The 14,640-nt window shown below is 42.3% G+C and carries 16 protein-coding genes; 15 read left to right on the forward strand and 1 reads right to left on the reverse strand.

What is annotated here, in order from left to right; genetic code table 11:
- Nucleotides 1–133: 133 nt before the first annotated feature.
- Nucleotides 134–334 (reverse strand): cold-shock protein CspD, encoded by a 201-nt coding sequence (cspD, locus tag LCL89_RS03345; RefSeq protein WP_197316123.1) that lies wholly within the window; start codon nucleotides 332–334, stop codon nucleotides 134–136.
- A gap of 340 nt (nucleotides 335–674) precedes the next feature.
- Between cspD and LCL89_RS03350 the strand changes: the two genes are divergently transcribed.
- From LCL89_RS03350 to msrB, 15 genes are all read left to right on the forward strand, one after another.
- Nucleotides 675–2,345: a formate--tetrahydrofolate ligase gene (locus tag LCL89_RS03350; RefSeq protein ID WP_197316122.1), complete on the forward strand. Its 1,671-nt coding sequence runs from the start codon at nucleotides 675–677 to the stop codon at nucleotides 2,343–2,345.
- 86 nt (nucleotides 2,346–2,431) lie between these two features.
- Complete coding sequence (locus LCL89_RS03355; protein WP_197316121.1) at nucleotides 2,432–3,286, forward strand: DUF72 domain-containing protein; 855 nt, start codon at nucleotides 2,432–2,434, stop codon at nucleotides 3,284–3,286.
- An 8-nt stretch (nucleotides 3,287–3,294) separates the two neighbouring features.
- Nucleotides 3,295–3,921 (forward strand): HD domain-containing protein, encoded by a 627-nt coding sequence (locus LCL89_RS03360; RefSeq protein WP_224807693.1) that lies wholly within the window; start codon nucleotides 3,295–3,297, stop codon nucleotides 3,919–3,921.
- Nucleotides 3,911–4,870 carry a thymidylate synthase gene (locus tag LCL89_RS03365; RefSeq protein ID WP_224807694.1) on the forward strand — a complete coding sequence of 320 codons (960 nt, stop codon included), beginning with the start codon at nucleotides 3,911–3,913 and terminating at the stop codon, nucleotides 4,868–4,870. The genes LCL89_RS03360 and LCL89_RS03365 overlap by 11 nt, the downstream gene beginning before the upstream one ends.
- 67 nt (nucleotides 4,871–4,937) lie before the next feature.
- A complete protein-coding gene (locus LCL89_RS03370) occupies nucleotides 4,938–5,432 on the forward strand; it encodes a dihydrofolate reductase (protein ID WP_197316118.1) in 495 nt (164 codons plus the stop codon).
- Nucleotides 5,429–6,037, forward strand: coding sequence for a molybdenum cofactor guanylyltransferase (gene mobA / locus LCL89_RS03375; RefSeq protein ID WP_224807696.1), 609 nt, complete (start codon nucleotides 5,429–5,431; stop codon nucleotides 6,035–6,037). Before LCL89_RS03370 ends, mobA begins: the two co-directional genes overlap by 4 nt.
- Nucleotides 6,038–6,172: 135 nt before the next feature.
- Nucleotides 6,173–6,358 (forward strand): twin-arginine translocase TatA/TatE family subunit, encoded by a 186-nt coding sequence (locus LCL89_RS03380; RefSeq protein WP_197316116.1) that lies wholly within the window; start codon nucleotides 6,173–6,175, stop codon nucleotides 6,356–6,358.
- 35 nt (nucleotides 6,359–6,393) lie between these two features.
- Nucleotides 6,394–6,576: a twin-arginine translocase TatA/TatE family subunit gene (tatA, locus tag LCL89_RS03385; RefSeq protein ID WP_197316115.1), complete on the forward strand. Its 183-nt coding sequence runs from the start codon at nucleotides 6,394–6,396 to the stop codon at nucleotides 6,574–6,576.
- A gap of 86 nt (nucleotides 6,577–6,662) precedes the next feature.
- On the forward strand, nucleotides 6,663–7,403 hold the full coding sequence (gene tatC / locus LCL89_RS03390) for a twin-arginine translocase subunit TatC (protein ID WP_197316815.1): 741 nt from the start codon (nucleotides 6,663–6,665) through the stop codon (nucleotides 7,401–7,403).
- 107 nt (nucleotides 7,404–7,510) lie between these two features.
- Nucleotides 7,511–7,732 carry a YozE family protein gene (locus tag LCL89_RS03395; RefSeq protein WP_197316114.1) on the forward strand — a complete coding sequence of 74 codons (222 nt, stop codon included), beginning with the start codon at nucleotides 7,511–7,513 and terminating at the stop codon, nucleotides 7,730–7,732.
- Nucleotides 7,733–7,757: 25 nt separating this feature from the next.
- A complete protein-coding gene (locus LCL89_RS03400) occupies nucleotides 7,758–8,912 on the forward strand; it encodes an exonuclease SbcCD subunit D (RefSeq protein ID WP_224807698.1) in 1,155 nt (384 codons plus the stop codon).
- Between the two features lies 1 nt (nucleotide 8,913).
- Entirely contained in the window at nucleotides 8,914–12,024 is a 3,111-nt protein-coding gene (locus LCL89_RS03405) for an AAA family ATPase (protein ID WP_224807700.1), read from the forward strand.
- 166 nt (nucleotides 12,025–12,190) lie between these two features.
- On the forward strand, nucleotides 12,191–12,874 hold the full coding sequence (locus LCL89_RS03410; RefSeq protein WP_224807702.1) for a uracil-DNA glycosylase: 684 nt from the start codon (nucleotides 12,191–12,193) through the stop codon (nucleotides 12,872–12,874).
- A 63-nt stretch (nucleotides 12,875–12,937) separates the two neighbouring features.
- Nucleotides 12,938–13,522, forward strand: a complete 585-nt coding sequence (locus tag LCL89_RS03415; protein WP_224807703.1) for a YqfQ family protein — start codon at nucleotides 12,938–12,940, stop codon at nucleotides 13,520–13,522.
- A gap of 87 nt (nucleotides 13,523–13,609) precedes the next feature.
- Entirely contained in the window at nucleotides 13,610–14,569 is a 960-nt protein-coding gene (gene msrB, locus LCL89_RS03420) for a peptide-methionine (R)-S-oxide reductase MsrB (RefSeq protein WP_224807707.1), read from the forward strand.
- Nucleotides 14,570–14,640: the final 71 nt, after the last annotated feature.

A 14,640-nucleotide genomic window follows, 5' to 3' on the forward strand; every position in this document is an offset into this window, starting at 1 on the left:
CTGGGTGAAAAAATGGGGAATAAGATAAGGGAACAGTATCGATTGATAACTTAATGATGAGAACACCGCTCCCACTTTCATAAGGGATCAAAAAAAAGCAACCCCCGACGGAGGTTGCTTTTCTAGTTGCAATTTATTGTTTAACAACGTTAGCAGCTTGTGGGCCGCGGTCGCCTTCAACGATTTCGAAAGAAACTTCTTGACCTTCTTCTAGAGATTTGAATCCTTCTTCTTGGATCGCTGAGAAGTGTACGAAAACATCGTCTCCACCCTCAACTTGAATGAAGCCATAACCTTTTTCAGCGTTAAACCATTTTACTGTACCGTTTTGCATGATACGATTCCTCCTAAAAAACTTACACGTAAGCCGTGAAAATTACAAATAGACGAAAGAAATGGAAAATTCCCATAGCAGCACGGAATAATAAATTCCGAAGCACTTCTATGGGAACTACCTGTCATTTATGATTCCGATCGCCTTATTTGCTTAACTTCAATATATCGTATATGAAAAACAGCGTCAACAGGTTTGAAACGATTTTTGATAGACAAAAAACGACGTTTTTCCCTTAAGTGATTTTAAAGATTCGATGGCTTTTTTACATTTCACTCTTCACTTTCTCGACAGTAGGTTACAATATAAGAAACTGAATCATTTTGAGGAGGAATATCGCATGAAATCCGATATAGAAATTGCATTGGATGCCAAAATGAAACCGATTAAGGAAATTGCGGAACAGCTTAACCTGAATGAAGAAGATTGGGAGCCTTACGGCCATTATAAAGCGAAGCTTTCGGACCATTTATTGGACAAGCTCTCGAATCAACCTGATGGGAAGATCATTTTGACGACTTCCATCAATCCCACTCCGGCAGGCGAAGGTAAATCTACCGTGACCGTAGGGTTGGGGCAGGCGCTGAATCGGATGAACAAAAAAGCGGTCGTAGCTCTGAGGGAGCCTTCGTTGGGGCCGACAATGGGGATCAAAGGCGGTGCTGCCGGAGGCGGATATTCCCAGGTGGTACCTATGGAAGAGATCAATCTTCATTTTACAGGTGATATCCATGCCATCACCACTGCGAATAATGCTTTATCTGCATTTATCGATAACCACATTCATCAAGGAAATGAACTGAACATCGACCCTCGCAGGGTCGAATGGAAACGTGTATTAGATATTAATGACCGGGCTTTAAGGCAAGTGGTGGTCGGGTTAGGAGGACCAGTCAGAGGTGTGCCCCGTGAAGATGGTTTCAAAATTTCCGTAGCATCGGAAATCATGGCAATTCTTTGTCTTGCATCGGATCTTCAAGATTTAAAAACTCGTATCAGTAATATCGTCATAGGCTACACGTATGAAAAACAACCGATAACTGTCTCTCAATTAGGCTTTGAAGGGGCATTGACATTGCTTTTGAAGGATGCAATCAAACCGAACCTCGTCCAGACACTTGAAAATACACCAGCCATCATCCACGGGGGTCCTTTTGCGAACATCGCCCATGGCTGCAACAGTGTGATGGCTACCAGCATAGCGGCAAAACTGGGCGATTACGTAGTAACCGAATCTGGGTTTGGCGCAGATCTCGGCGCAGAAAAATTCCTTGATATAAAGACGAGAGCCGGAGATTTTGAACCTGATGCCGTCGTTATCGTGGCTACAATAAGAGCATTGAAGATGCACGGTGGTTTGGATAAAAAACAATTAGAGAACGAAGACGTAGAAGCGCTTCAAAGGGGCGTAGAGAACCTGAAGAAACATATGGAAACGATTGAAAACTTTAATCTTCCTTATATAGTCGCTATCAATCAATTCCCCGCTGATACTGATGCGGAAATCAATTTTTTACTGGATTGGTGTGAAAAGCAAAACGCTCCCGTTTCCCTCGTAGATGTTTTCACCAAGGGTGGAGAAGGTGGGCTCGATCTCGCTGAAAAAGTGGTGAAGATTTGTGACGAGCAATCCGGTTCTTTGAATTATACGTATGAATTATCGGACGCCATTGAAGAAAAAATTCTAAAAATCGCTAAAAAAGTGTATGGTGCCGACGGGGTTGAATATTCAACCAAAGCTCGAAAACAAATCGAACAAATGAAAGAGCTTGGGTTTAATGAATTACCGGTGTGTATGGCTAAGACCCAGTACTCTTTATCCGATGATCCGTCTTTATTGGGACGGCCGGAAGGTTTTACAATTACAGTACAGGAGATACACGCCTCCGCCGGGGCAGGATTCCTCGTAGCATTGACAGGAGACGTCATGACTATGCCTGGTCTGCCTAAGAAACCTGCGGCGTTGGATATGGATGTAACAGAAGACGGCGTTATCAAAGGACTGTTTTAAATCATCATCCCTCTGCGCGAATCTGGGCAGAGGGTATACTTTTTTGCTAAAATGACTGTAATACATAATAGAAGGGAGGAAAACGCATGAGCATCAACATCGGACTGACAGGATGGGGAGACCACGCTTCTTTGTACACTGACCAAACGAAGCCGGGAAACAAGCTGTCTGAATATGCCTCCCATTTCCCAGTAGTAGAAGTGGATACAGCTTTTTATGCGATTCAGCCTCAAAGCCACTATGAAAAATGGATTCAGCAAACGCCTTCATCTTTCCGGTTTGTTATTAAAGCGTTCAGTCAATTGACAGGGCATGACAGGGAGTCGAGATCGGTCCAGGAAGCCAAGGAATTGGTCAAACGTTACGAAGAGTCCATTCAACCTGTCATTGAAGAAGGGAAACTTGATGCTTTGCTTTTTCAGTTTCCTCCTTGGTTCGATGTGAGGAAGCAGCATATACAAAAGCTGAGGCTGATTCGTGAATGGCTCCACGAGTATCCTTTGGCTTTGGAATTCCGTAACAGAACCTGGTATCAACAGGATTATATAGAACAAACCCTTGATTTTATGAGGGATCACGAATGGATCCATGGTATATGTGATGAACCTCAGGCGGGTACCGGATCTGTCCCCCGTGTTTTAGAGACCACTCATCCAGAAAAGACGCTGATCCGTTTTCACGGTCGCAATGTGCATGGTTGGAATAAAAACGGTCGCAAGGATTGGCGTGAAGTCCGCTTTTTGTACCGGTACAACGAAGATGAATTAAAGGAATGGGCGGAAAGAATAAGGGAATTGGAAGAGAAAACCCCGGAGATCACCGTCTTGTTCAATAATAACTCCGGAGGGGACGCAGCAGATAATGCCAAGCAGCTGCAGTCGATTTTAGACCTAGAGTACGAAGGGTTAAACCCGAGGCAGATGGACTTATTCAATTTTTAGGAGGCGTCATGAACCGTAGAGAACAACTTGAGAGAGTGAAAAGATATGTTGAACAGATCTTCAATAAAGACGCGACCGGGCATGATTTCGAACACATGGAAAGAGTAGCCGGATGGTCCCGTAAACTTGCAAAATTAGAAGGGGCAGACCCTGATTTATGTGAGTTGGCTGGGTGGCTGCACGACATTGGAGATTCGAAATTATTTGAAGCACCTGAAGAGGCAGTAGGCGAATTGAAAGAGATACTCGAAGATCTCGGTTTGAGTAAAGAGGGTTGTAATGAAATCATGGTCGCTATTGATACGGTCGCCTTTTCGAAAGGGATACAGCCGGATTCTCTTACAGGAAAAGTTGTACAGGATGCCGACCGCCTGGATGCCATCGGTGCAGTCGGGATTGCCCGCACTTTCGCTTATGGTGGAGCGAATGGACAAAGTATGTACAAAGAAGATCCAAGCATTCCAAGTTCTTATCAACACTTTTACGATAAAATAGTGAAACTCTCATCGATGATGAATACAGAAGCGGGAAAGAAAGAAGCCGAACATAGGCATCAATTTTTACTTTATTATTTAGAGGAATTTAAGAGAGAACAAAATTGTAACAAAGTGCAGGAGGAAGAGGATGACTATTAACGAACAAGCCTATCTGGATTTATGTCAACATGTATTAAACGAAGGGACGGAAAAGGGAGACCGCACAGGAACAGGCACCTACTCGATTTTCGGACATCAAATGCGCTTCGACCTGTCAGCCGGGTTTCCTTTACTCACGACAAAACGCATACCATTTCGATTGATAGCCAGTGAATTGCTCTGGTTTATCAAAGGGGATACAAACATCCGTTACCTGCTTCAGCATAATAACAACATTTGGAACGAATGGGCTTTCCAAACATGGGTGGAAAGTGATGAATATGAAGGGCCTGATATGACAGACTTCGGAAGAAGAAGTCAACAGGATGAAGCGTTCAAAAAGCAGTATGTAGAACAAATGGAAAGATTTAAAGAGCGGATATTGAATGATGATGCTTTTGCAGAAAAATATGGAGATTTGGGTTCGGTTTACGGGAAACAATGGAGAGAGTGGAAAACTTCTCAGGGAGAGACGATCGATCAATTGAAAAATGTGATAGATGCGATCAAGAAAAACCCTGATTCCAGGAGACACATCGTAACGGCCTGGAATCCTGAAGATGTCCCTTCCAACATGGCTCTGCCTCCGTGTCACACGATGTTCCAGTTTTATGTAGCTGATGGCAGACTTTCCTGCCAGCTTTATCAAAGGAGTGCAGACATATTCCTCGGAGTGCCTTTTAATATCGCAAGCTATGCCCTTTTAACCCACTTAATCGCCCATGAGTGTGGATTGGAAGTTGGAGAATTTGTTCATACCTTAGGTGATGCTCACATTTACACCAACCATTTGAATCAAATTGACAAGCAATTGTCGAGAACACCTCGAGATCTTCCAAAACTGACTTTAAACAAAGAGAAGCAGAGTGTATTTGATTTTGATATGGAAGATATTCAAATTGAAGGGTATGACCCTCACCCAGGGATAAAAGCTCCGGTGGCCGTTTAAATGAAAGATTGCTGTTATGCCGAGAGCATATCACGATGACAAAAGCTTAAATAATAGGAGGAAGAAGATGATTTCATTTATTTTCGCAATGGATCGCAACCGACTGATAGGGAAAGACAATGATCTCCCGTGGCATATCCCTAATGATTTTAAATTTTTCAAGGATACGACATGGGGAGAGACGATCATCATGGGAAGGAAAACCTTCGAATCGTTCGGTAAACCTTTACCGAATCGTGAACACATCGTCATAACGAGCAATGAGAACTACGACAGGGAAGGCTGCACGGTCATCCATTCCATTGATGAGATTCTAAAGCTTGAAGAAGAGCGTCCGGACCAGGAATGGTTCGTTATCGGTGGCAGCGTCTTGTTTGAAAAAATGCTTCCTCACGCGGACCGGATGTATTTGACTTATATCGATGCCACTTTTGAAGGGGATACGTACTTCCCCGATTATGATGAAAGCGAATGGAAACTTCGTTCTGAAACCAAAGGGAAAAAAGATGAAAAAAACCCTTATGACTATTACTTCAGAATATACGATCGAATTGAACGATGAAAAACACCGCTTGCGGGGTGATCATTGCAGGTGGTGGGTCGACCAGGATGGGGCAGGATAAAGCCGGACTCCCCTTAGGTGATTCAACTACAATTGAACGAATCGCAAAAGAAATGAGAAAAGTTGTTCCTGCTGTTGTACTCAATCAAAATCAGCCCCGGGATAGTGCTCTACCTATTATTAAAGATGAGGTGAATGATGCAGGACCACTCGGAGGGATGCATGCCGTTTTGAAAGAGCGGAATGAAACGTGGTTTGCGATTACGGCCTGTGATACGCCGTTCATTCGAGCGGAAGTCTATCGCTATTTACTGCACCAGCGGTTGAACTTCCAAGATGCTGAAGCGATCATACCCGTTTGGGAAGGAAGGAAGCAGCCGCTATCTGGGATCTATCACAGAGATATTTTAGAAAATCTTGAAAAACTGCTGGAAAAAGGGAAAAGACGGTTCTCGGATTTGTTTGAGTGTGTAGAGGCCGTCTATATCCATGAATTCACTGATTTATCAAATGAACATCTTACCCTCCACTTTTTCAATATGAACACACCCGAAGATTATGTAAAAGCAAAACGGATCATGGTTCACTCGAGACATTCCATTTGATTTTTGGTATGATAGATGAGGAATACTTAATTTATGACGATTTTGTGTCTTTGTTTTTTTTCGTACTTAGCTTAGGTACAATAGACACAAGAACACATACAACGAAAGATAAAAGGGAAAAGGGCGGTGAAGGAGATGCTATCCAGTATCGGAATCCCCGGTTTAATTCTGATTTTAACAATTGCACTTGTTATTTTCGGACCGAAAAAGCTACCTGAAATCGGTAAAGCTGCAGGAGAGACGTTGAAAGAGTTCAAAAACTCTGCTCGCGACCTTTCTGATGATACCAAAGAGCAGCCGGCAAAGTCAGAAAATAAATAAACATTCTATGAACCAGTAAGGTGAGGTGAAGTACCATGTTATCCAACATCGGTGTGCCTGGTCTTATCCTGATTTTGATCATCGCATTAGTCATCTTTGGACCTTCCAAGCTGCCTGAAATCGGTAAAGCTTTCGGAAGCTCATTAAAAGAATTCAAGAAAGCGACGGGCGATATCATGTCAGATGAAAACGATAAGAAAAAGAGTAAAGACGAATAAAGAAGGTGTAAGGGTCACACCCCCTTGCATCTTCTTTTTGTCAGGCTGATAAAAGCCTGGAGGTGGATTGGTTGTCAAATGAACAAATGAGTCAAGATATAGAAATGAATTACACCGATCACTTAGGTGAACTTAGGAAAAGGATCATTTGGACGCTCGTATTTTTCATCGCTTTTTTTGTGGCAGGGTTCTTGAATGTAGGATTGATTCAGGATTTCTTTGTGAAAGATCTGCCATTCGAGTTGAATATGACGAGCCCCGGTGAAATCATCTGGATTTATTTTACGATGGCCAGCATCGTGGCGATCGTAGGGGCGCTGCCCGTATTCAGCCTTCAAATTTGGCTTTTTGTCAAACCGGCGCTGACTCCTAAAGAAAGGAAAGTGTCTTTATCCTATATTCCAGCGATCTTCCTGTTGTTTTTGGGTGGATTGACGTTCGGTTATCTCGTGTTCATCGAGATGATTCTGCCATTCCTGATGTCACTGAATGACGGAATGTTCAATGAAATATATACAGTCGAACGTTATTTTAAGTTTTTATTCCGTGTAACCATTCCATTTGCGGTCTTGTTTGAAATACCCGTCATCACGATGTTTTTGACGAGCCTCGGAATCGTCAACCCTGTTTTTCTCGTGAAAGTCCGTAAGTATGCCTATTTCATCCTGATCATTATCGGGACAGTGATATCACCCCCGGATTTCGTGTTACAGCTCGTTGTCGCGATTCCGCTGATCATTTTATATGAAATCAGCATCGTACTTTCACGAATTGTGTACCGGAAAAAACTTAAACAACAACAAGAATTCATGGAAGATGAATCATGATGAAAGAATCCTCGATCAGAGGATTCTTTTTTATCGTTTTCATTTTTGCTGTAAAAGACATTCCATGATAAAACAGTAAGAGAACAGATTGAGAAGGAGACATTCATATGAGGTCGTTTTACCACTACATGATGCGTTACCGCGGGAATCAAAAACAAGATGAAGAGAAACAATTGGCAGATTGGATGTTCGAAGATCATAGTTTTCCAAAACAAGCGAAATCGTATGATGAAATCAGCTCCTATTTGGAGTGGAACATCCCTTTTCCCAGTGCGTTATCCGTATTTGATCGATTGTATGATGCTTATTTAATAGAGGAAGACGAATAGTACAGTTCGTAAGGGAGAGGTCAAAGTGAAACTATTGCATACCGCGGATTGGCATTTAGGTAAGATTGTCAACTTCGTGCATATGACAGAAGATCAACAATATATATTGGATCGTTTCATCGACATAGTCAAAGAAGAAGAACCAGATGTGATTATTATAGCCGGTGATTTGTATGATCGTTCGATACCCCCTAAGCAGGCCGTTGAATTGTTGAGCCGAACTCTGACGACTATCATCCATGAATTGGAAATCCCTGTCTTAGCTATCTCCGGGAACCATGATAGTCCGGATCGGTTGGAATTCGGCAGCCAGATCTTCAGAAGACAAGGTCTTTTCCTGGATACTAAATTAAAAGAGCAAAGACAGCCGGTCACCCTGCATGATCAACACGGACCTGTCCATTTCCACCTTATTCCTTATGTTGAACCAGCGGAAGTGGCACACATATTCGACGATTCTTCCATAAAAACTCATCAGCAGGCTGCTGAAAAGCTACTGGAAGATATAAATGATCGATTCGACATGAAGGAACGCCATGTGTGGATCGGACATGCCTTTTTAGCAGGAGGTATGGAATCGGAATCTGAAGAGCGTCTTTCCATGATCGGAGGAAGCCCTTATATTGACGCTCATTTATTTAAAGATTTTGCTTACGTCGCCTTAGGGCACCTGCATCAGCCTCAGCGTGTGACAGCGGATCACATCCGTTACAGCGGTTCCATATTGAAGTATTCATTTTCTGAAGTGAATCACCAAAAGTCTGTAACGATTGTAGAGATGGATGAACAGGGACAAACCAGTTTTGAAAAAATTCCTCTTCACCCAGTCAGAGATTTTGAGATCGTGGAAGGGTTTTTTGAAGACTTGATGGATGGAAATGCTGCAAAAGATACGAACAACTACCTGCATATTCGATTATTGGATGACGGACAATTAATTGATCCCATGGGTAAATTGAGGAAGATTTATCCTAATATCCTCCACCTGGAAAGAAAGAGGTCCTCAAACAAACAGCAGCTGGATGAGCTGAATAAAGCGAAAGAGCGCCAGCAATTATCACATCAGGATTTATTCGCATCTTTTTATGAAGATATCAAAGGGGATTCTATCCCTGAACATCGAAAAGCACTGATTACAAGTGCTGTTGAATACTTAAGAGAGAAAGAAAGGGGGCAATAACATGAGAGCATTAGCTTTGACGATGAATGCGTTCGGTCCTTACCGCTTAAAACAAACGATTGACTTTACCATACTAGGGGAAGAATCGATCTTTTTAATTACAGGTCCGACCGGTGCCGGAAAAACGACAATTTTTGATGCGATGTGTTTTGCCCTTTATGGACGTGCCAGTGGAAGTGACCGGGACCAAGACACCATGCGCAGTCATTTTGCAGATCCTGGAGAAACGACTTACGTGGATTTTAAATTTGAATTAAGAGGGAAGCAGTACCGTATTGTACGTATGCCGAAACAGGTAAGAAAGAAGGAGCGCGGTGAAGGGTGGAAAGAAGATCCGGCTCGTGCAGAACTTTACCTTACACAAGGGGACGAGGAAAAACTCATCGCTTCTAAAATCAAAGAAGTCAATGATTATATTGAAGAGATTATGTCTCTTGATTATGAACAGTTCAGAAAAATGATCATGATCCCACAAGGAGAGTTCAGAAAGCTCATCTCTGAAAATAGTAAAGAACGGGAAGAAATATTGCAGAGAATCTTCAAAACTCACTTCTATTCAGAACTTACCGAACATTTGAAGCAGCAATCAAAGACGTTGGAAAAGGAAATTAATGAGTTTCAATGGAAGATCGATCAAGCTGTTGGAAAAATCAATTGGGGCATGGAAGTTGAAAGCGTAGACGAAGAACCGGATCAAGTGGTCGAACGTTTGAAAAAACGAATCCTGGAGCAGAAGAATCTATTAAATGAGGAAAATGAGCATCTTCGTGAACTGAATGAAAAAAACGAAAAAATTCAGGAAGAATACCACGCAGCCAAAAATATGCATGAGCAATTCCGGGAAAGAGATGAGTTGAAAAAGGAAGCGGTACGTCTTCAGGAGAAAGAGAAGGATATTTCAGATATAGAAGAAGAAATGAAATGGGCCAAAAAAGCTGCGGATATCCGTCCTTACGAAAAACAGTGGCAGGAACGAAGGCAGGAATTTGAACGATTAAAGGTTTCACAACAGAAAAAAGAAGAGCGGCGGAAAGTGAAGGAGTCCGAGTTTCATAACGTTCAAGAACAGTATCTGCAAGAGGAGAAAAGAGATTCAGAGAGAAAGAAGCTGGAAGAACAATGGACGAAAAAACTTGAAGAACAACAAAAGCTTCAGGAATTTACAACTTTGCAACAACAGTTTGAGAAGCTGAATGGTGATCTTGAGGAAAAAGAACGTAATTTAGCTCACTTGAAAAACCACTACCAGGAGCTCACTAACGAAAAAGAAAAATGGAAGCATGAAATCAAAGATGAGCGTCAAGTAACAAATGATCTAATGGAACATAAAACCCATCTCGATCAATTGAATCAAACACTCGATAAGGTAAAAACATTGTCACATGAATGGCTGACCCTCCAGGATATGAGAAATACTTATCAGCGATTTATGAAGAAGTTCAGAACGATAGAAAACCATTATCAAGAAAGTAAGAAGAAGTATGAGTCGGCACTCGAAGAAATCCGGTCCCATCATGCCTACACGTTATCTGTCCAATTGGAAGAAGGGAGTCCTTGTCCGGTTTGTGGATCTTCTCATCATCCTGAGCCTGCAGGGAAACCAGGCGTTGTAGCTGGCCAGAAGGAATTGGAACAATTGAAACAAGCATTCGAAAAGGCGGACACGGACTATCAAAAAGCAAGGAACGAAGCGGTCGATGTGAAAACCAAAGGGGAAACCCAGCGGCGTGTAACGGATAGTCTGTATAAAGAACTAGCTTCTCTAGTTGAAGAACTTGATGAAAAGTCGATTCAACAAGCCATTGATACGCTCCGGGAACAATCATCAGCCGTAGAAAAGAAAATGATAGAGTTGAGAAACAAAGCTCAGCATATCGATACGGCTTATAAGAAGTTAGATGAGATAGAAAAGGAAATAAACGAGTACAATCAGAAAATCGAAACATCTCAAAAATCGGTTTATGAAAAACAACAAAAACTAATCGAGTTGAAAACCAAGTTGAACACCTTCAAAGAAAACCATTCGTTCGAAACGATAGATGAAGGGCAATTGAATAAAGAAGTAAATGTAGCGGAAAGAAATTATAAAGAGGCAATGAAAAAATGGGAAACCATCCAGAAGACATTCATGCAGGCAAGGGATGATCTTCAGCAAGCCAAAGTTTCAGAAGAAGAGAGTCAATCGTATCTAAAGCAAACGGAAGCAGCCCTCAAACAACGGGAGAAGGAATTTAAACAAACGTTTGATCAATACGGATTTTCTTCAATGGAAACATATAAAGAAGCATTATTGTCTCCGGAAAGCATGAATGAAAAACAAACGATGATCGATCAATATAAACAGAAAGTTGCGGTGGTCAACGAACGCTTACAACTTCTTGAATCTAAGTTGAAAGACCAGCCCAAGCCTGATTTGGAAGCCATTTTGGAAAAGTGGGAAGAAACCAAGGGGAATCTTCATACACAGCAGCAAATCGTGAATGACATGAATGTGGCGGTTAAACAAAACGAAGAAGTCCGCATTACGATGCAGGAGTTATTGAAAGAGCAGGGAGACTTGGCGAAACAATACTATGACATCGCTGAACTCGCAAATCTTGCACGTGGGGACAATCATTTACGGTTGTCTCTGGAAAGGTATGTATTAGCTGCATTCTTAGATGAAATTTTAGTTCAGGCGAATCTTCGTTTCGATCAGATGTCCGATCACCGTTATCAACTGATACGTAGTGATGAGGTTGCCAAGCGCGGTGCACAAAGCGGTCTTGATTTGGAAGTACTGGATCACCACACAGGTCAGCAGCGATCAGTAAGGACGTTATCCGGAGGTGAAGGATTCAAAGCATCTTTGAGTCTTGCACTTGGCATGGCAGATGTCGTTCAAGCTCACGCAGGGGGTGTGCAGTTGGATACACTGTTCATCGATGAAGGTTTCGGAACCCTTGATGAAATATCATTGGAACAAGCGATTGACTGTTTAAGAGGTTTACAAGACGGAAACCGTATGCTGGGCATCATTTCCCATGTATCACAATTGAAAGAAGAAATTCCGGCAAAGCTGCAGATCCAAGCAGGACCACAAGGGTCATCCGTTCAATTTGTTTTTCAATAAAAAAATTCAAGTGGTCAACCTATCCAATTCCCCCCTGTTATATTGCAAGAGATGACACCTGCGTAATTCATTCGACAAAATGAAAATGAGTAAATGTCAGTTTTTGCGCTTACCCGGGAAATTATTTCAGAAAATTTAGAAAATATTCGGAGGGGAGGAGTGTATTATGAAATCTTTCAACAATGATTGGGCCCATTTGCTTCATGCCGAATTTGAAAAATCATACTATCAGAAATTAAGAGAGAATTTAAAAGAAGAATACCAGACGTATAGTATATATCCTGATATGAACAACATATTTGCGGCTTTGGACCATACATCCTATCAAAATACGAAGGTTGTCATTTTAGGGCAGGACCCTTATCACGGACCGGGACAGGCACATGGGTTCAGCTTTTCCGTGAAACCTGATGTTAAAATTCCCCCATCATTAAGAAATATTTACAAAGAGATGGAAGAGGATCTTGGGGTGCGTCCACCGGATCATGGACATTTAGTTTCCTGGGCAGAACAAGGAGTATTATTACTGAATAATGTCTTGACCGTAAGAGCACACGAAGCACATTCCCACCAGGGGCTGGGATGGGAGAAGTTCACAGATAAAGTCATTGAATTATTAAATCAAAGAAAGGTGCCTGTGGTATTTATTTTGTGGGGGCGGCATGCTCAAAAGAAAGGGTCAGCCATCGATCGTTCCAGACACAAAGTGATCACCTCCCCACACCCGAGCCCCCTGTCGGCTCACCGTGGTTTCTTTGGAAGCCGTCCGTTTTCAAAGGCAAATGAATTTCTGGAAAGTATAGGAGAAGAACCTGTCAACTGGGAGCTCCCTGAAAAAAGTGATTTGTAAAGCCCAAACAGGAATGGAAACGGGGCATATGCTAGAGTAATCTTATGTTTCGGAGGGATAATTATGTTCCCTACAGGTCAACCACCTTTTCCACCACCAGGGATGTTCCCTGGAATGCAGCAGCCTCAAGCACAAAGAGGAATGTTCCAAGGGATTCAACAGCCCCAGGCACAAAGAGGAATGATGAAACTCCTTGCTCCTTTTTTAAATAAAGGTGCAGCAGGTAATTCATTTCCGCCAGGCGGTATGCAAGGTTTCAGTCCATTCGGAGGTATGGGAAATGCTCCGGGGTTTGGTCCATCTACCTTTGGAGGTTTTGGATACGGGCCCCAAAGCTTCGGTCCTATGGCTAATATTGCCAATGCTGCACAATCGACTGGCCCGGGGTGGCTCGGCCATATGCAGACGGCTATGAAAGCTGTACAAACGGCAGCTCCCATGGTCCAGCAATATGGTCCCATGATTAAAAATATCCCAGCCATGATCAATATGATGAAACTGATGGGTGAATCTGATGATGAGTCGACAGAAACAGAAGAATCCTCATCATCGACATTGGAGTCATCGTTCAAAGAGTTTGAAAGCTCTTCGTCTTCATCTGAATCAGCACACTTTCAAGGTACATCACAGCCTAAACTATTCTTTTAGACTGTGCATGTGGCTTGATTTTTTTTTGTGAATTAGGAAGAATAGGAGCATACTCCATTATAAATGACCAAAATAGGGGGATGTTTCATGGATAATCAATATCAAATTGCTACGTTTGCGGGTGGGTGCTTCTGGTGTATGGTCGAACCCTTCGATGAAAGGCCCGGAATAGAGTCTGTTATTTCCGGATATACGGGTGGAGTAACGGAGAATCCGACGTATATGGAGGTCATCACCGAAAATACAGGACATAAAGAAGCTGTCCAAATCACTTATGATCCTTCTATTTTTCCATATGAGCGTCTGGTGGAAATTTTTTGGCGGCAGATCGATCCGACAGACCCTGATGGTCAGTTTGCGGACCGGGGAGAATCTTATACTACAGCCATTTACTATCACAATGAAGAACAAAAACAAATAGCAGAAGAGAGTAAGAAACAATTAGAAGAATCAGGGATATTCAAAAATCCTATTGTGACTCCAATTCTCCCGGCAGAAACGTTCTATCCCGCAGAAGATAAACATCAAGATTACTATAAAAAGAACTCTTTCCACTATAAATTGTATAAAAAGGGTTCCGGAAGAGCGAATTTCCTCAAAAATCAATGGGGAATGAAGAAAAACCGAGAAGAGCTGAAACAACGCTTGACGGACTTGCAATATAAGGTCACCCAGGAAAACGGAACGGAAAAGCCTTTTGAAAATGAATTTTATGACCACGAAGAAGAAGGTATTTACGTGGATATTGTTTCCAAAGAACCGTTGTTCAGTTCTAAAGATAAATACGATGCGGGCTGTGGGTGGCCTTCGTTTACAAAGCCGATAGAAAAACAACATGTAAAAGAAGAAATGGATAGGAGCCATGGGATGTTCCGTACAGAGGTTCGGAGTGAGGAAGCTGACTCTCATCTTGGACATGTGTTCGAAGATGGACCGAAATCCCAGGGAGGATTGCGTTACTGCATCAATTCAGCAGCATTGGAATTCATCCCGAAAGATAAAATGGAAGAACGGGGATACGGCTATTTAACCTATTTGTTCAGTTAAACAAGAAAGCCAGGTGGATATAGACACCTGGCTTCAAGTTTATATGATTTGTTGATCGGCTTACTTGATTC

It is taken from the genome of Halobacillus yeomjeoni (genome assembly GCF_020171525.1).
GTDB classification, from domain to species: domain Bacteria; phylum Bacillota; class Bacilli; order Bacillales; family Halobacillaceae; genus Halobacillus; species Halobacillus yeomjeoni.